The organism is Helcobacillus massiliensis (genome assembly GCF_014191425.1).
GTDB classification, from domain to species: Bacteria; Actinomycetota; Actinomycetes; order Actinomycetales; family Dermabacteraceae; genus Helcobacillus; species Helcobacillus massiliensis.
In genome coordinates this window covers 34,233-51,426 of sequence record NZ_JACHWP010000004.1, presented here as the reverse complement: position 1 = coordinate 51,426, position 17,194 = coordinate 34,233, and the positions used below count along the sequence as shown (strand labels likewise).

11 protein-coding genes are annotated in these 17,194 nt (G+C 71.5%); 2 read left to right on the top strand and 9 right to left on the bottom strand.

From position 1 onward, the window contains the following. Positions 1-58: 58 nt before the first annotated feature. From FHX50_RS07995 to FHX50_RS07975, 5 genes are all read right to left on the bottom strand, one after another. Positions 59-1,495, bottom strand: a complete 1,437-nt coding sequence (locus FHX50_RS07995; protein WP_183376415.1) for a hypothetical protein — start codon at positions 1,493-1,495, stop codon at positions 59-61. After that, entirely contained in the window at positions 1,492-2,094 is a 603-nt protein-coding gene (locus FHX50_RS07990; protein ID WP_183376413.1) for an ABC transporter ATP-binding protein, read from the bottom strand. Before FHX50_RS07990 ends, FHX50_RS07995 begins: the two co-directional genes overlap by 4 nt. A 151-nt stretch (positions 2,095-2,245) precedes the next feature. Next, the gene (locus FHX50_RS07985; protein WP_183376411.1) at positions 2,246-2,743 is read right to left on the bottom strand and encodes a DUF456 domain-containing protein; all 498 of its coding nucleotides are present in this window, start codon (positions 2,741-2,743) and stop codon (positions 2,246-2,248) included. Between the two features lie 196 nt (positions 2,744-2,939). After that, complete coding sequence (locus FHX50_RS07980; protein WP_183376410.1) at positions 2,940-5,984, bottom strand: AAA family ATPase; 3,045 nt, start codon at positions 5,982-5,984, stop codon at positions 2,940-2,942. Between the two features lie 22 nt (positions 5,985-6,006). Continuing rightward, entirely contained in the window at positions 6,007-7,191 is a 1,185-nt protein-coding gene (locus FHX50_RS07975) for an exonuclease SbcCD subunit D (protein ID WP_183376409.1), read from the bottom strand. A gap of 209 nt (positions 7,192-7,400) precedes the next feature. Between FHX50_RS07975 and FHX50_RS07970 the strand changes: the two genes are divergently transcribed. Further along, positions 7,401-7,805, top strand: a complete 405-nt coding sequence (locus FHX50_RS07970; protein ID WP_183376408.1) for a VanZ family protein — start codon at positions 7,401-7,403, stop codon at positions 7,803-7,805. A gap of 428 nt (positions 7,806-8,233) precedes the next feature. Here the strand turns inward: FHX50_RS07970 and FHX50_RS07965 are convergent, their stop codons facing one another. Then, the gene (locus tag FHX50_RS07965; RefSeq protein WP_183376407.1) at positions 8,234-10,711 is read right to left on the bottom strand and encodes a 5'-nucleotidase C-terminal domain-containing protein; all 2,478 of its coding nucleotides are present in this window, start codon (positions 10,709-10,711) and stop codon (positions 8,234-8,236) included. Positions 10,712-11,052: 341 nt separating this feature from the next. Between FHX50_RS07965 and FHX50_RS07960 the strand changes: the two genes are divergently transcribed. Beyond that, entirely contained in the window at positions 11,053-12,531 is a 1,479-nt protein-coding gene (locus FHX50_RS07960; RefSeq protein ID WP_183376406.1) for an NAD(P)/FAD-dependent oxidoreductase, read from the top strand. On the opposite strand, the gene FHX50_RS07955 is transcribed toward FHX50_RS07960, so the two are convergent. From FHX50_RS07955 to FHX50_RS07945, 3 genes are read right to left on the bottom strand one after another with little or no spacing between them, the layout of a single operon-like run. Continuing rightward, positions 12,473-14,929: a transglutaminase TgpA family protein gene (locus tag FHX50_RS07955; protein WP_183376405.1), complete on the bottom strand. Its 2,457-nt coding sequence runs from the start codon at positions 14,927-14,929 to the stop codon at positions 12,473-12,475. The two genes, FHX50_RS07960 and FHX50_RS07955, sit on opposite strands and share 59 nt — an antisense overlap. After that, a complete protein-coding gene (locus FHX50_RS07950; protein ID WP_183376404.1) occupies positions 14,926-16,116 on the bottom strand; it encodes a DUF58 domain-containing protein in 1,191 nt (396 codons plus the stop codon). Before FHX50_RS07950 ends, FHX50_RS07955 begins: the two co-directional genes overlap by 4 nt. Then, the gene (locus tag FHX50_RS07945; protein WP_343064067.1) at positions 16,110-17,180 is read right to left on the bottom strand and encodes an AAA family ATPase; all 1,071 of its coding nucleotides are present in this window, start codon (positions 17,178-17,180) and stop codon (positions 16,110-16,112) included. The genes FHX50_RS07950 and FHX50_RS07945 overlap by 7 nt, the downstream gene beginning before the upstream one ends. Positions 17,181-17,194: the final 14 nt, after the last annotated feature.

Sequence of the window (17,194 nt, the reverse complement as noted above, 5' to 3'; positions counted from 1 at the left end):
CTCTTGATCGCCGGAATGCGCGCGAAGACGCATGCAACGGCGAGGCGGCGGTGTGCGGTCAGTGCTGGTTCTTCGTCAGCACGTCCGCGAACAGGGTCAGGGCGATCACCGCGGCGATGGCCCCGGCGATCAGCGCCACGGCGTCCAGCCCGAGCAGCGCCGCACCGAGCAGTGCCAGCGGCGCCACCCAGCCCGCGGTGACCCGCTGGATCAGGTAGATCGGCACCGGCCCCAGCTCGGGCGAGCTGATCGTGGTGAGCACACCGTTGACCTGGTCGGACAGCGCCCGCGTCGGCCCCACCAGGCCGTGCGTCACCGCCGCGGCCGCAACCGCGGCGAACACCAGCACCGGCCACGGCTGCCCGCCCTGCACCAGGTGCACCACGGCAGCTGCGGCGAACGGCATTAGGGCCGTCACCGCGAGTCCCGCGAGCGTCAGCCAGGCCGCCCCGGGCGCAGCCGCAGCGAACACGGACCGCAGCGGCACCGACACCACCAGATCACCGAGGATCGAGGCGAGGCTCAGCGCGGTCAGCAGGGCCGCCACCGCCCCGATCGCGAGCGTGCCCGCGGCCGGTGTGAACGCGGTGGCGCTGATGGCGACCAGAACTGCGATCCCACTGGTGGCGGCAGTGCGTCGGACAGCGCGGGCGAGCACGGTCACGAACAGCCGCGCCGACGGGTGCAGACGGCGCATCGTCCCCGGCGCGAGGGCCCGTCGGCGCGCGGCCGGGCGGGTCAGCTCACCGTGCGTCCGCACCGCACCGACATCCATCGACACGGCAGCGGACCCGGCCGCGGTGACGATCCCGTCGGCCCGCAGCAGTTCCCACCGCGGAATCAGCTCGAAAGAACCGGCCCGCGCCCGGGACCGCACAACCGCGCCCGCGAGCACGATCGCGGCAACCCCGGCGGCGGTGATGAGCGATGCGCCGACGGTGCCGGAGAAGCGGAAGGCGACCAGCAGTGTGACAGCGCCGGCCACGAGCGCGGCGGGCAGTGTGCGGACGGCGGGGAGGAGCCGGCTGCGCTGGGCTCGGGCCAACAGCGGCGGCACCAGCAGAGATGCGGTCGCGAGGATGCCGGTGATCGCGGGCAGCAGCGGCCCCGGCAGCAGGGGCCCGAGCGCGGTGATGAGACCGGACGCGAGAGCCGCACTGAGCATGAGCAGGACGCCGGCGAGGATGCCGAGGGTGGCGGCGCGCCGTCGGGGCCCACCGGTCAGCATCAGTTCCGCTGCCGATGCGGAGAAGGGCCCAAGCTCGCCGGTCACCGCGAGGATCAGCGCGACCATCAGTGCCGTCACTGCGACCACGAGGACGGTGAGCGGGTCTGCGTGCGGGAGGAGCCCGGCCCGCAGCTGCGGGCTGAGCGATGTGAGCGCACCGATCCACACACCGAGGCCGACGGCTGCGGCGAGCACCCCCATCCAGACGGCGGACAGCACCTCACCGGTGGTGTGGTGGGGTGTGACGCGGGCGATGGGGTCGGTCATGACAGGTGGAGTTCGGCGGCGCCGAGGCGGTCGATCAGCTGCTGCGAATGGGTGGCGAGGATGATGACGGCGCCGGGGGCGATGGCGCGGAGGATGTCCGCAGTGCGCTCCTGGTAGTCGACGTCGAGGCGCTGCTCGGGTTCGTCGAGGATCAGCACGGACCAGGGGCGGACGAGGGCGGTGGCGAGGGCGGAGCGCTGCCGCTGCCCGGAGGAGAAGGTGTGCGGGTGGCGGTCGGCGAGGTCGGCGAGGTCGAGGGTGTGGATGGCGTCGTCGGCGCTCATGAGGGATCCGTCGGTTTCGAGGATCCGCAGGTGGTCGCCGAGGGTGAGTTCGCGCATCCACGCGGAGCCGTCGAGGACGGCGAACACGTCGCGGCGGTGGGCGCGGGAGTTGGCGGTGAGGTCGGCGCCGTCGAGCAGGATGGTGCCGGAGTCCAGCGGCTGGTGGCCGGCGAGGCCGCGCAGGAGGGTGGATTTGCCGCTGCCGTTCGCGCCGGTGACGGCGATGATGTCGCCCGGGTCGGCGGTGAGGTCGAGGCCCTGAATGACGGGGTCGGTGTCGCCGTAGCCGATGGTGAGGTCAGTGGCGGTCAGCATGCGGTCCACTGTATGGAGCCCGGCGGGCCGACGGGCACCGACATTGGTCGACTCACCGATCCCGGGCCGGCGTTGCATGCGTTTCAGCGCTCTTGATCGCCGGGATGGGCGCTGAAACGCACGGAACCGCGCGGAGGTGCCGCGGGGCGGGTCAGGCGAAGAAGTGGTAGCCGGAGACGAGGATGAAGATGGTGGCGCTGATGAGCGCGCAGCCGACTTCGAGGAGAATCCCGATGCCGAGCGCCTTCAGCGCGGTGAGGGTGGAGCGGACGGCTTCGTTGGCATCCTTGCGGCGCGCGTACTCGGTTCCGAACAGGGCGAGGATGAACCCGAGGATCAGGCCGGGGCCGGGGATCACGAAGAACCCGACCAGGCCACCGACGATGGCGAGTGCCACCGCCCACCCGGGGGTCTCCTGCCGCTTCAGCTGCCGACCGGTGAGGACATAGCTGCAGGTCATGCCGACGAGCGACAGCAGAGTGATGACTGCGAACGCGACCCAGGCACCGGTGCCGCCGATGACGATCGCCCAGATGAGAGTGCCGATGATGATCGTGATGGAGCCGGGCAGGACCGGCACGATGATGCCGGTGATGCCGACCGCGAACGCGAGTGCGGCGATGACGGTGACGAGGATGTCCGAACCCATGAGGGCCTTTCGGTCGGCGGGTGGTGCTGGGCGGCGGGCAGTCGACGGGTGCTCCGTCCGGCCGGTGTCAGTGTAGCGAGCGGCGAGGTGCAGTGGGGCGCAACGGCTTGGCAATGCGGAATGCGACGGAGCGCGACCGACTGCGGCGGGGTGCTGGGGGCGCTCGGCGGGGTGCTGGGGGCGCTCGGCAGGGTGGTTACACGGTGATGTCGAGGGTGGAGGTGCCGTCGGAGCGTCGGCGCACGTGGATCTTCTCCGGGATCTGCTGCTTCAGCTCCGCCACGTGCGACACGATCCCGACCGTCCGTCCCGCGTTCCCCAGCGCCCGGATCTCCGCGATCACCGAATCGAGCTTCTCCGGGTCCAGTGAGCCGAAGCCCTCGTCGATGAACAGAGTGTTCATCTGCACCCCGCCGGACTCGGCGGTGACGATATCGGCGAGTCCGAGCGCGAGCGCGAGCGAGACGAAGAACGTTTCGCCGCCGGAGAGGGAGGCGGGGCTGCGGCGCTGGTCGGTGCGGCGGTCCACGACCTCCAGGTCCAGGCCGATCTTCTTCGTTCCCCCAGCAGCCGGCTCCCCCAGCTCCAGTTCGAGATCGGTGCCGGACAGGACCGAGAGTCGTGCGTTCGCGGCATCGACCACGGCTTCGAACCGTTTGATCACCACATACGTGGACAGGGGCAGCCGGGCGGAGCTGCCGCTGCCGCCGGTGATGACCTCTGCGAGCGCCCGCTTCTCCTCCGCCGTCGCTGACGTGTCGCGATGCTTCTGCGCAGCCTGTTCCAGGGACGTGAGCGCTGCTGCGGTGGCGGTGGCGGCGCGCTCCGCAAGGGACAGCTGCCTCTGCTTCTCTTCCAGCGCAGCGCGGGCCGCGGCCTGCTGCTCCCGGGCGGCGGTGACGGCGCACTCAGCGTCCTCGAGGGACGTCTCGGCGAGGGTAAGGGCGGCGACGGCCTCATCGGCGAGGAGGTCGGTCAGCTTCGCCTGGGCGGTGGCGCGCTGAGTCTGCACCTGTCGGTGCTGGGCGCGGGTCTCCTCACTGATGCGGGCGGCGGTGACGTCCTCTTCGCTGGTGAAGCCAGCGGTCTGCATCTCGTCGGTGACGGTCTCTGCGGCGGTGAGCCACCGCTGGCGGGCGTCCTGCGCGGCGCGCAGTCGCTTCCCTGCCTCGGCCGCGGTCTTGGCCCGGTTGCTGAGGCGGGTGCGGCGTTCTGCGACGGTGTCGGCGTCGGCGCGGGCCTCGGCAACAGCCGCCTGGTCGCGCTGGATGGCGTGCGCGGTCTCCTCCACGCGGGTGCGGGCCGCGGACAGCGCGGTCTCCGCCTGGTGTGCGGCGGTGGTGAGGCGCTGGGTCTCCTCATCGAACGCGGCGAGGCTGTTCTCCAGGTCCGCGTGGCGCTGCTCAGCGGTGCGGACGTCGGCGAGTTTCTGCTCGGCGGCGGCGACTTCAGCGGCTGCGGTCTCCACGGACCGCTCCCCTGCCGCGGTGTGCGCGGCGGCTCGGGTGGATTCGAGGGCCGCCTTCTTCTCGTTGAGGTCGCTGAGGCGCTTCTCCGCGACGCTTCGGGCGCCCTCCGCCTCCTCGATCTGCTCATCGGTGACGAAGGGCTGGTCGCTGGTGGCGGGGCTGGGATGCTCGGCAGCGCCGCACACGGGGCAGGGATCACCGTCAGTCAGGCTGGTGGCGAGCTCAGCGGCCATGGAGTCGATCCGCTGCTGGCGCAGGGCCCGCTCCGTCTCGACGGCCTGCGCCGCCGCGGTGTGGGCGTCCCTGATCGGGCCGGCGAGCTGCTGGATCTTCTCGGCGGTGGCGGCGGCGAGGCGCGCTGATTCCTGCCGCTCCTGCGAGGTCTCGAGGGTGGCCTGGGCGCCGGCGAGGTCGCGAGACTGCTCGGCGGCTTCCTTCACACGGTCGGCCAGGTCATCTCGCTGGGTGGGCCGCTGCTGGAGTGCCGCCTTCTGCTCGGTGAGGCGGGCTTCGGTGGTGGTCACGGCGTCGCGCTGCTCCTCCAGGTCGGTGAGCCTCTTGGGCAGGCCGGTCTCCAGCTGGGCGGCGCTGGCGAGCTCCGCGGCAGCGGCGGCAGCGGTCGATGCGGTGGTGTCGTGGTGGGCGATGAGGTCCGGCCACTGCTGCGGCGTCTCCTGGTCGTCCTTGGGGAGGGCGAGGCGGGTCGCGTCGGCGTCGCGTTCGGCGCGGGCGCGGGCCTGCAGGGCGTAGAACGGTCGCTCGGCGCGCTCGTGCGCGGCGAGCTGCCGGGCGGCGAGGTCACTGGCCTCACGAGTCCGCTCGAGGTGCGCGGCGATCCCGTCGGCCTCCTGCCGGCCCTGCACGGCCTGCAGGTGCCGGGTTGCGGCCTCGGTCGCCTTCTCGGCGGTGGTGACGCCGGTGCGGGCCTTCTCGGTGCGAGCCGCCGCGTCCTCGTGGGCGGTGCGGGCCGCGGCGGTGGCTGCGGCGGCGTCGGTGAGGACGGTGGTGAGGCCGCCGGGTGCGGTGAGTTCCTGGTGGGCCTCGGCGCGGGTGTCGGCATCAGCACTGGAGGCTTCGAGGAACCGTTCCAGCGCCTGCGCGAGGGCCTGCTGGGAGGCTTCGGCAGCGGCACGGGCTTCGCGCCGCAGTTCGATGAACTGCTTCTCGATGGTGGTGAACAGGCGGGTGCCGAACACCTTCTCCAACACGTCCTTGCGGTCCTCGGACTTCGCGCGGAGGAACCGCGCGAACTCCCCCTGCGGCAGCACCACGGTCTGCGTGAACTGTTCATGGGTGAGGCCGACGATGCGGTTGATCTCCGCCCCCACCTCGTCGATCCGCACCGACACGGGCTGCACCGCCCCAGCGGACTCCTCACCGGCGATGGCGGCGCGTAACGCGTCCTCCGAGGTGTACCGGAACAGCTTCGCGGTGGCGTTCTGCTGGGTGAGGCCGTCGCCGCGGCGCTTGGGCCGCAGGTAGCGCGGTGTGCGGGTGATGCGGAACAGGCCGCTGGTGGTCTCGAAGAACAGGTCCACCGCGCTGGGCTCATCGGCCCCGGCGAAGTGGGAGCGCAGCCGTTCCTGGCTGGAGGCTTCACCGGCGACCTGGCCGTAGAGGCCGAACACGACGGCGTCGATGATGCTGGACTTCCCGGACCCCGTGGGCCCCTCGAGGAGGAACAGGCCGGAGGCGCCGAGGGCGGTGAAGTCGATGCGGTGCTCGCCCCGGAACGGGCCGATGCCGGTGAAGGTCATGTGGTGCAGGCGCATGATGGGTGCTCCGTCCTCCGGTTCAGGCGCGGGCGCGCTGACTGTTCTCGTCATGGGCGGCGCGGGCGTCCCGCACCGCCTGTTCGATCAGCTCCACCTGTGCATGGGTCGGCTCCGCGCCGGCGAGCTGCTGGTAGAACTCCCCCACCACGGCGACCGCGTCCATCGCTTCGGACACCAACGGTGCCGTGGACCGGTCCCGATGGACGGTGGAGACGAACTCGCAGCCCAGCATGTGGGGGAACGCACGCCGCAGCTTCTCCTGCATGTGCGGGGGCCGAGTCGGCTCCTGCACCGTCGCGAACACCCAGTCGTCGCCGTGCTCACCCGCCTGTGCAAGAACCGTGTCGAGGTCCCCGGTGAGCTCGATGAGCCGCCGAGGCACCGGGGTTGGGACCGGGGTGACGTCAACGGACCCGTCGGCCCCCATGTCCACGATCAGCACGGCCTTGCGGTGGTTCTTCTCCGAGAACGAGAACGGCAACGGGGAGCCGGAATACCAGGCGGCGGGCCGCTGGTCGGGAATGTGCCCGGCCATGTTCTGGCAGCCGTGCAGGTGCCCGAGGGCCACATAGTCGACCCCGGCGAACACGGACCCGGTCACACTGTCCACCCCGCCGATCGTCAGATCCCGCTCTGAGTCCGAGCCCTCACCGCCGGAGACGAACGTGTGCGCCAGCACCACCGACCGCGCGCCGCCGTGCTGCTGAACGGTGCGCCGCACCCGGTCCATGGCCTCCCGCGTCACCGACTCGTGACTGCGCGCGAGGGGCTGCTCCCCCTCAGCAGCGAAAGCGAACCGCACGATATCGGGATCCAGGTACGGCAGGCCGAAGAACAGCACCTCCCCGTGCTCATCGGCGACCGTGACCGGCCGCTCCACCCCGCCCGTCTCGGACAGGATGTGCACACCGCGGCCCATCAGCTTCGCCCCGAACCCGAGCCGCGCCGCCGAATCGTGGTTGCCGGGCGTCAGGATCACCGTGGTGATGTCCGCCAGGCGCGTGAGGGTGTCGTTGAGGAGGTCGACGGAGGCGACCGGTGGGATGGAGCGGTCGTACACGTCACCGGCGATGGCGACGACATCCACCTTCTCGCGCTTCACCAGGTCCACCAGGAAGTCATGGAATGTGCGCTGATGCTCGTGCAGGTCCTCCCCGTGCAGAGTGCGCCCGAGGTGCCAGTCCGAGGTGTGCAGGATCTTCATGGCTCCCACCCTAAAGAGGGGGTGCGACATTTAAAGTCGACCCTCCCGAACTCGCCGCCGCGTCCGGCGGTGACGAGGGAGGATCTGCTGTGCGCAGGACACGATTGACCCGGCCTTTCTGGTGCGTGCGCGGCTAGAATCGGCGGTTCTGTCGTGTCCTGTGCACGCGCCCCGCCCCGCCGCACCTGCCCCGCACTGGAGGAGTTCTGATGCCTGCTGCTCACCGCTTGATCGCCGCGCGGGTCCTTCTCGTGGCGGTGGTGCTGCTGCTGAACTCCACGTTCTACTGGCCGAAGCTCACGCCGGAGGCGGAGGCGGCAGGGGCGCTGATTCCGCACGCGGACAAGCTGGTGCACACAGGGATCTTCGCGCTGACGGTGTGGACCGTGCTGCATCTGCTGGCGCCGCGGCCGGCGGCGGGGTTCGCTGTGGCCGCGATCGGTGCGCACGCGTTCGTGATCGAAGCGGTGCAGTCGCTGATGCCGCTGCGGTCGTTCGATCTCGCGGACATCGTGGCGGACCTGGTGGGCGTCGCGGCCGGGGCCGCGGTGTGGGCCCTCCTTCGGCGGCGGGGCGCGGCGGGCAGACGGGTACCGGAACGCACCGGGCGCTGACCAGCGACAACGGCGGGCCGACGGGTGCGGAACGGTCGGACCAGCCGTGTCAGAACGCACCGACGGTGCGCGGTGGCGAGGCGGGCCGTACGCGCTGCTCGGCCCCTTCCGTTCGGACACCACCGCCGGTCGTGGCGATCAGCATTGGCGCATAGCGGCAACCCATGGGCCATATCGCGATGGTCCGTCGCTATACGCCAGCGCTGAACCGGCCGCTCGCTCCGCCCCAGGTGCCCACAGCGGCGTCCAGTCGGCACCGGCGACGGGCCGACGGGTGCGGACGCGGCAGGAACGCTGACCACCCCGCGGACGCGCCGTGACGGACGAGAAGCGCCGCGGCCTCCTGAACGGATCAGGCGGACCGCGGCGCTTCGCGCTGCTGGACCGGCCGGGTCAGTTGCGACCGAGAAGGTCTGCCGGCGGCCGAATCAGTCGCGGCTGAAGAAGCGGCGCGACAGGATCACCGCGCCCACACCGACGGCGATGAGCACACCTCCCACGGTGAGGTACGGGGCGATCTCCGCACCGGTGCGGGGCAGCTGGTCCGTGTCGGAGGGCCAGGTGTCGGCCTCGGACTCGGTGGCGCTGACCGTCGGCTTCGGGGTCACGTCGGTCTGGAATCCGTCGGCCACGGGGCGGGCGGACGGCTTCGGTGCGGGTTTAATCGGCTTCGGGGCGAAGGCCTGACCGCCCTGGTCGTCGCCGTCCTCGCCCTGGTCGTCGCCGTCACCGGGCGCGGGGGCCTGACCGCCGTCGCCGTCGCCGTCCTCGCCCTGGTCGCCGTCACCGGGAGCGGGGGTCTCCTCGCCCGGCTGGTCGCCGTCGCCGGGCTGCTCGCCCTCACCGGGAGCCTCGCACCCGGAGCCGTCGCCGCCTTCGATCGTCACCGGGTAGGCGACCTCGGTGCCGGTGTCCGGCACCGCCGTCACCAGGGCGTCCACGTTGCCGGAGGCGGAGCACTCCGGGGCGTGCACGGAGACGTCGGCGAACCATTCGCCGGTCTCCTCATCCTGCTGGTAGGGGGCGCGGAACTCCTGCCCGTCGATCGTGATGATCGCTTCGGTGATCTGCGGGGCACCGAGCGACGTGGAGTGCAGGTTGGTGACGCGCACGGTCCACGGATCGTCCTTGCTGCCCGTCGGCACGGCGCCGTCCTCGCCCTTCAGCACCTGGAAGCCGATGCCGCGCTGCGAGAAGTCCGGCGCGATGTCCTTGTGGGCACGCAGGTAGCCGATCCAGGCGTCACGGTCGACCATGCCGGAGTCCGTGTTGTTGGCGCCCTCAGCGAAGACGGTGAAGTTGTCGCCGCCCTCAGCGAGGAAGCTCTGCACCGCCACCGTGTAGGTCGCGTTCTCGTCGATCGGCTTGCCGTCCAGGGTGACCGAGGTGATGCGCTCACCCTTCGGCGCGGACGCATCGAAGGTGTACTCGAGGTTCTTGGAGAGGCCCAGCTGGAGGTAGTCGCGGCTCTCACCCTCCGGCTGCCACTGCTGCTCCAGCATCGTGTACAGCTGCGCGCCCGTGAGCTCCACCGTGTTGACGTTGTTGGCGAACGGAGTGACGTCGTTCGCTTCGCGGAAGGTGACGACCCCGTCGCCCTCCTTCCGAGCGGACTGCGCGAACAGGAGGTCGGCGCGGACCGAGCCGGGCAGCATCACACCGATGTCGGCGGTGGGGCCGGCGGACTCGTCCTGCTGGGTGGCCCACACGAGCGCGTCAGCATTCAGGTTGGACAGGGCGGAGGAGGCCGAACGGTCATCGCCCTTCTCCTGCGTCTGGCCGGCCTTCAGGGACCACACACCGTCGCGGTACTCCGCGCGCTCCGCGTTGAACGCGGTGGTGATGTCGCCCTGGATGGAGCCGACGGGCTTCTCACCCTCGACCTTCGCGAACGCCTCAGCGTCCTCGATGATCCGGTTCGCCTTCACGAAGCGGGGGAACTGGGCGCAGTCCTCGCCCTCAGCGGCTCCCTTGGTGGAGATGAGGTGGGCGGAGCCCTTCTTCACGCTGTAGGACCCGTCGGCCTGCTCCGTGAGGGTGACGGCGCCGAGGTTCGCGCCGTAGGAGCCGGTCTGGATGATCGGGCGCATGCCGTCGCCGCCGGGGGTGGGGGCGTCGAACGCGTAGGACTTGTGGGTGTGGGCGGTGAAGATGGCGTCGACCTCGGGCGAGGTCCCGTTCATGATGGCTTCCAGGCTCTTGGTGAGCGGATCCGGCTGCACGCCGTCACCGGCGGCGTCCTTCCCGCCGCCCTCGTGGTAGCTCGCCACGATCATGTCGTACTGCTCGCCGGAGTCCTTCAGCTCCTGAACGGCCGTGTTCACTTCCTCGATCGGGTCGGTGAACTGCACGTTCTTGATGCCGCCCGGGGAGACGAGGGTGGCGGTGGACTGGGTGACGGCGCCGATCACGGCGACCTTCTTGCCGTCCTCCGTGGTGACGATGGTGTAGGCCGGCAGGAGACGCTCGCCGGTGCTCTTGTCACGCACGTTGGCGCCGAGGTGCTCGAAGTCGGCGCGGTCGCTGACGCGGCCGGTGAGGTCGTCGATGCCCTGATCGAACTCGTGGTTGCCGGCGGCGGTGACCGGCAGCTCCAGCGCATTCAGGTAGTCGATGGTGGGGATGTCCTGGGCGATGAAGGAGGTGAACTCGGAGGCGCCGATGTTGTCACCGGCGGAGAGGAGCAGGGAGTCGCCGTCCTTGGCGCGCTCCTTCTCGATGGTGCAGGCCAGGTCCGCGCCGGACTTGGAGAGACGGCCGTGGAAGTCGTTGATGCCGTAGAGGGTGACCTCATCGCCCTCGGCGGCGAGGGCGCCGCTCATCGGGCTGAGGAGCCCGGCGGCGAGGGTGAGCGCCGCGATGGTGCTCAGACGGCGGGATGCTGCGGGACGCGCGTGGTCAGACATGTCGGTGTCCTTGGAGGGGTGCGTGCACGGGGCGAAAGGGGGATATGAGGGGAAGACTCGCATCCATCCAACACCCGTCAAGCACCCCCTGTCTCCCTTTCCTGAGAATCCACTGGATCTGGTCATATGGCGGACACCCGCTGTTCACACTGGGTGTGACGCAGTCGCAGCCGAGTCCGCCACTGGGCCCGCCGGGTGAGTTGGTGAGGACCTAGGGCCCTACTACTATCGAGAGGAGAGCCGACGGGGCCCGCCCCACCCGGGCGATGCCCACGCATGTGCAGCCGGGCGAGACACTCCCCTGCCGCCGCGGCGCCGACACTTCGCTGCGAAGGAGAACCATGGACCGCGCCAAGAGAAGCTTCCGCCGACGCACCAAACCCGCAACCAACGGCCGCAACTGGCCCCATGTCGTGATCGTCGGCGGTGGATTCGCCGGCGCGAACGCCGTCCTCGGGCTGCGCAAGGCGCGGGTGCGCGTCACCCTCATCGACCAGAACGTCTACAAGACCTTCCAGCCGCTCCTCTACCAGGTCGCCACCGCCGGTCTGAACCCGGGCGACGTCACCATGTTCCTGCGCGGCCTCCAGCTGAAGGTGCCGAACATGCGGTTCCGCCAGGGCCGTGTCCGCGCGGTCGACACCGAGCAGCAGACCGTCACCCTCCACGACCGCCAGAAGATCTCCTACGACTACCTGGTCCTCGCCAACGGCGCCACCGTCAACTTCTTCAACACCCCCGGTGCTGAGGAGTTCGCGATGCCGATGTACACCCGCAGCCAGGCCATCGACATCCGCGACCGCATCTTCGCCGAACTGGAGCGCGCCTCCCAGCTGTCGGAGACCGGCACGAACGACAAGCTGCACATCTCCGTGGTGGGCGGCGGCGCCACCGGTGTGGAGATCGCCGGTGCGCTCGCGGACTTCCGCCAGCAGGAGCTGGATGTGCTCTACCCGGAGATGGACCCGGGCACGCTGCAGATCACGCTGATCCAGCGCGGCAAGGCCCTGATCAAGGACTTCAATGAGAACCTGCAGGAGTATGCGGCCGATGAGCTGCTCAAGCGCAAGGTGGAGCTGCTGCTGGGCCGCGGCGTGAAGTCGGTCGGCTACGACTCGCTGACGCTGCAGGACGACACCGTCATCGAATCGGACATCACGATCTGGGCCGTCGGTGTGGGCGCCGATGACGAGATCAACCGGTGGGGCGTGCCCCGCCGCGACAACGGCCGCATCGAGGTGGACGACACCCTGCGGGTGAAGGGCTTCCGGAACATCTTCGCGATCGGTGACGTGGCTGCGCAGGATGAGGCCCTGCCGATGCTGGCGCAGCCGGCGATGCAGTCCGGCAAGCATGTGGCCTCGCTGATCAGCGCGGAGGTCGATGGGAAGCCGGCCGATGCGCCGTTCGCGTACCGGGATCTGGGCACGATGGCGACGATCGGTCGCCACGCCGCGATCACGCAGCTGCCGTTCGAGAAGGCGCCGGACCTGACGGGCTCCGTCGGCTGGTGGGCGTGGATGGGTGTGCACGTGATGAACCTGCTGGGCGCCCGCAACCGCCGCGCCGTCTCCACGAACCTGATCTCGCTGTACGCGGGGATGGGCACCACGTTCAGTCAGCCGAACCCGGTGATCGGCGAGGTCGATTCGAACCGGGCGCGCAAGGAGTTCGCGAAGCACTCCTCGAAGCGTCGCTTCGGCTTCAGCGCCGGCAAGCCGTTCTCCTACCGGGAGGGCTCCCGCCGTGAACGCGGTGAGCTCACCGCTGACCACCCGTCGCACCGGGCGAACCCGGAGGACGGCCACGGCCTCGCCTGAGGTCCGTCTCGATCTGATCGGAGAGCTCGCGGATCCGCTGCGCATCGTCGCGGCGGGTCCGCGCTTCTCTGTGCCCGTACAGTGCCGGCATGACGAGCTCGGCGAGCTCGCCGAGGGCGGCCGACGGATTCTCGGAATCCTCCCGGTTCCGCGGGTCTGACGCGAGGCGCTGCAGCGCCCGGTCCGGGTCCGCGGCGCTGTCCCAGACGGCGCCGTGCTGTGCCGCGAACCGGCGGGCATCGGCGAGGGCGAGCACCGCAGCGACCTCGTCGGGGGTGTCTGAGGCGAGGGCTCGGTCCCAGGCGCGGTTGCGCTCACGCTGTGCACGGACCCGTCGGCGGCGGCGCCCCCAGAGGACTGCGGCGAGAGCGGTGGCGGCAGCGGCGATGGCCACGGCGGTCATGAGCAGGGCTCGGCCGGCACCCGTCGGCTCGCCCCGGCGGCCCTCCCCCGTGCCCGCGGTCGCGCCGGTGGTGGCGCTGGTGGGCGTGGTGGCTGCGTCGGTCGTGGTGGGCTCGGCCGACGGCGGCGTCGACGCGCTGGTGCTGGGGGCCGGTGTGGGGGTGGCCGTGCCCTGGCCGGCCTCGGGTTCGGTGCTGAGGCTCTCGAGAGGTTCGATGCCGACGCCGCCGGCGGGTGGGGTGGGTTCGAAGCGGACCCAGCCGTAGTCCTCGCCGAACCACACTTCGGGCCAGGCGTGAGCGTTGCGGTTGGTGACCTCCCAGTGGTCGCCCCTCTTCGTGCCGCCGGTGTAGCCGACGACGACGCGCGTGGGGTACCCCTCGGCGTTCATCATCAGCGCGAAGGCGGCGGCGAACTGTTCGCAGTAGCCGGTGCGGTCCTCGAGGAAGCTGGTGAGGGGGTCAGCGCCGGGCGGAGTGACGGTGTCCAGGGAGTAGGTGTAGCCGGTGTGGAAGTGCTGCTCGAACGCCCGCGCGGTCTCGAACGGGGTGGTGGCGCCGGATTCGGCGCGGACCTTCTCCGCGAGCGCAGTGACCTGCGGGTTGGGGGCGATCTGGACCGCGACGGGTGGGGCGACGCGGTGGATGTCGTCGTCGGTGACGGCGGCGAGGTCCTCGGCGGTGGGCTGCCCGGCGACCGTCGTGACGCGGTAGGTGAGGTCGGTGAGGTCGCTGGTGGCGCCGTCGGAGGCGGTGGCTTCGTCGACATCACGGGGCAGGACGGCGTCGACCCCGGCCTGCGGGTCGAGGCGGACGGGCCGCAGAGGGGTGGGGACGCGGTCGCTGCGCAGCTGGTGGAGCGTCACGGTGTAGGTGGCGAGACCGTCGCGTGGGGTGTCGGACCGGTCGGGGTAGATGAGCTGCGGGTCGCGGACGGGGATGTCGTCCGGGGAGGTGAACTCTTCTCCGTCCCAGCGGGTGAGGGTGTGAACCCGCAGGTAGTCGCCGTCCGGAGCCGGCCCGGACACGGTGTAGGTGAGGACGGTGTGCTCCTTCTGGTCGGTGAGGGAGCGGCGCACGGAGATGGAATCGGTGGCGGCGAGGCCGGGCAGGCCGGGTCCGCCGGAGGCGCGGGCGAGCCGCTCCAGGCTGAGGGGGTGGCTGGGGCGGATGCCGAGGCTGCCGCGGTCGGCGGCGAGCGGTGCGGCGGCCAGCGCGAGCGCGATCACGAGGGCGGCGACGACGGCGGGCACCGCGCGGGCGGCGACGCTGGTGGGGCGGGGGCCGACGGGTGCCGGGCTGGCAACGGCCCCGCCGTCAGGCGCTGCGCCGACGGGTGCTGCGCCGATGGGTGCCGGGCGGGTGAGCGGGTCGGCGGCGAGGATGACGAGGGCGCCGGCGGCGGGGGCGATGAGCAGGCTGAACGGCGGGTCCGGGATGTGCAGGGCGGGCACGAGCCCGAGGATCAGCGGTACGATGGCGGCGCCGAGGGCGCGGCGCATGTCCATCAGCACGATCTCGGCGATGAGCGTCACGAGCCCGACCACGAGGATGGCGAGCGCCACCAGGTGCGGGGACAGTGCCACCGGCGGCACCTCGGCGGACAGCTGCTGCCCTGCCGTCCGGAACACGCCGATGATCGCCTCCTTCCACGCTTCGGGATCGACGAGGCCGGAGGGGCCGATGCCGGCGCGGTGCATCCAGGTGCCGACGGCGATCAGAAGCAGAAGGATCTGCGCGGGCGGGGTGAAGCGGCGCAGGCGCGGCACGGCGCGGCCCACCACACCGACAGCGATGAGGCCGGCGGCGACCGTGCCGATCAGCGGCATCGGGTGCCGGAACAGCTGAGCCAGCGGCAGGAAGGCGAGCATCAGCGCGAGCCACAGCAGGGCGGCCCGCACCGACTCGCGGACCAGGGCGCGGGCGGTGGTGGTGCGGCCGGCCCGGCGCGGCACTGCGGGGCGGGCGGCGGGACGGCGGTGCACGGGGGTGCTCATGCGCCGACCTCGCGGACAGCGGACGTGGTGACGACCGTCGACGCGGCGGCGGAAGCGGCGGCAGAGGCAGGGGCGGCCGCGTGCGCGGCGATCGAGCCTGCGGCGGGGCCGACGGAGACCCCCAGCGACGGGTGCGGAGCCAGCAGCGTTCGCGCAGCATCGGCGATGCGCGCGGTCTGGTGGGCGGCGTCGGCGCCGTCGGTGGGCAGAATGACGAGAGTGCGGATCTTCCTGGAGGCGGTGCTGCGGGTGATCGCGTCGGCGCGGGCTGCGCCGGTCTCCGCGTCGGGCGCGGCGGTGATGACGATCAGCAGCGCGTCCCGGTCAGCGGTCACGGGCGGGATCGCTGCTGCAGGCGCGCCGGTGATCGGTGCACTGCTCTCCCCCGGCATCTCGATGATGCGCGCGTGCGCGCCTTCGGTGCGCAGGGCCTGCTCAAGGGACGCGGCGGCGTCCATGACCTGCTCCGACTGCTCGGCCCGCTCCGCCTGCTCGGTCTGCTCGCCTTCGGTGGCGGGGCCCGGTGTGGAGTCGACGGCGGGACCGGCGGTGTCGACGAGGATCAGCACGCGGGTGGATTCGGGGCGCTCCTCCTCCCGGCTCATCAGCGTCCCGGCGCGGGCGGTGGCCTTCCAGTGGATGCGGCGGATGTCGTCCCCCGGCTCCGACGGCCGCGGCAGCGGCGACGCATCACCGCGGCCGGTGCGGACCGAGGCGGTGGAGTCCCCGTCGGCCCCGGTGCCGAAGGTGAGTCGGCCGAGGGCCAGGAGGCGCGGCGTCACGGTGATGGTGGCGCCGTCGTCCACGGTGCGGCGGGCGCGGGTGAGGCCGAGCGGGTCCACGGCCTGCAGCACGATCACGGGCAGCTCGTGGTGGCCGCGGCGATGGAACCGCTGGACAGTGCTGATGCCGGCGCTGGTGGCGGTGCCGACGAGGCCGGTGAGCCAGCGGGGACGCACCGCGGCGTCGATGGTGACGGCCTCGCCGCGCTGGATCGGCAGCGGTGTGCGGACCGTGCGGGTGGCGTTGGCGGCGCGCACCACGACCTGGGTGAGAACGGCGCAGGCGACGAACGCCGCGAGCATGACGGCGGCGAAGGTCCAGGCGGTGGAGACTGCGGTGATGATGCCACCGATCCAGAGCGCGGCGGCGATGATGAGCCAGCCGGCGCCGCGCTTCGTCAGCATTCCGGCGCCGACGCCCCACGGCCCGTGGCGGCGGGCTGAGCCGCCGCAGCGCCGACGGGTGCCGGGCCCGCGTGGGTGCCGGCGACGGGGACGGTGCCGGTGATGTCAGCGAGGATATCGGCGGCGCGGGCATGGTCCACGGGGCCCGACGGCACCAGGTGCAGCCGGTGCGCCCACACCTCGGTGAGGTTCGCCCGGACGTCCTGCGGCGTGACGTAGGTGCGGCCGTCGCAGGCGGCGGTGGCCTTCGCGGCGCGCACCAGGTGGACGGCGGCGCGCGGGGAGGCTCCCATGATGATCTCGCTGTGGCGGCGGGTGGCATCCGCGAGCGCGACCACGTACCCGAGGAGCGCCTCGGAGGTGTGGGCGCGGCACACCAGGGCGAGCGCGCGGGCGATGTCGGTGGTGGTGGCGATGGGCCGGACGCGCTGCAGGGGGCTGTCGGCGCGGGGGCCGCTGGTGGTCTGGGTGCGCAGCATGCGCAGTTCGCTGCCCGGGTCGGGGTAGCCGAGGGACAGGCGCATGAGGAAGCGGTCGCGCTGCGCTTCGGGGAGGTCGAACGTGCCGGCCATCTCCACGGGGTTGGCGGTGGCCATCACCATGAACGGGTCGTCGAGGCGGTGGGTGGTGCCGTCCACGGTGACGGCGTGCTCTTCCATGGCTTCGAGGAGCGCGGACTGGGTCTTGGCGGAGGCGCGGTTGATCTCGTCGGCCAGGAGGATGTGGGTGAACACGGCGCCGGGGCGGAACTCGAAGTCGCGGGTGGCCTGGTTGAAGATGCTGGCACCGGTGATGTCCCCGGGCAGGAGGTCGGGGGTGAACTGAAGGCGCTGGGCGGTGGCGTCGAGCGCGGTGGCGAGCGCCCGGGCGAGCATGGTCTTGCCGACTCCGGGGACGTCTTCGATGAGCACGTGTCCGGCGGCCAGCAGACAGTGGATGATGGAGCGGACGGCGGCGTGCTTGCCTTCGATGACCTTCTCCACCTCGCCGGTGAGGTCGGTGGTGAGGGTGTGCACCCAGGCGGCGTCCGCCTCGCTCAGCGGGGCGTGATCGGCAGTGTCCACGGCGGCTCCTTCAC

What these genes read in the sequence shown, in the direction of transcription:
- FHX50_RS07995 (WP_183376415.1), bottom strand. Translation starts at nt 1,495, where the DNA reads ATGACCGACCCCATCGCCCGCGTCACACCCCACCACACCACCGGTGAG.
- FHX50_RS07990 (WP_183376413.1), bottom strand. Translation starts at nt 2,094, where the DNA reads ATGCTGACCGCCACTGACCTCACCATCGGCTACGGCGACACCGACCCC.
- FHX50_RS07985 (WP_183376411.1), bottom strand. Translation starts at nt 2,743, where the DNA reads ATGGGTTCGGACATCCTCGTCACCGTCATCGCCGCACTCGCGTTCGCG.
- FHX50_RS07980 (WP_183376410.1), bottom strand. Translation starts at nt 5,984, where the DNA reads ATGCGCCTGCACCACATGACCTTCACCGGCATCGGCCCGTTCCGGGGC.
- FHX50_RS07975 (WP_183376409.1), bottom strand. Translation starts at nt 7,191, where the DNA reads ATGAAGATCCTGCACACCTCGGACTGGCACCTCGGGCGCACTCTGCAC.
- FHX50_RS07970 (WP_183376408.1), top strand. Translation starts at nt 7,401, where the DNA reads ATGCCTGCTGCTCACCGCTTGATCGCCGCGCGGGTCCTTCTCGTGGCG.
- FHX50_RS07965 (WP_183376407.1), bottom strand. Translation starts at nt 10,711, where the DNA reads ATGTCTGACCACGCGCGTCCCGCAGCATCCCGCCGTCTGAGCACCATC.
- FHX50_RS07960 (WP_183376406.1), top strand. Translation starts at nt 11,053, where the DNA reads ATGGACCGCGCCAAGAGAAGCTTCCGCCGACGCACCAAACCCGCAACC.
- FHX50_RS07955 (WP_183376405.1), bottom strand. Translation starts at nt 14,929, where the DNA reads ATGAGCACCCCCGTGCACCGCCGTCCCGCCGCCCGCCCCGCAGTGCCG.
- FHX50_RS07950 (WP_183376404.1), bottom strand. Translation starts at nt 16,116, where the DNA reads ATGCTGACGAAGCGCGGCGCCGGCTGGCTCATCATCGCCGCCGCGCTC.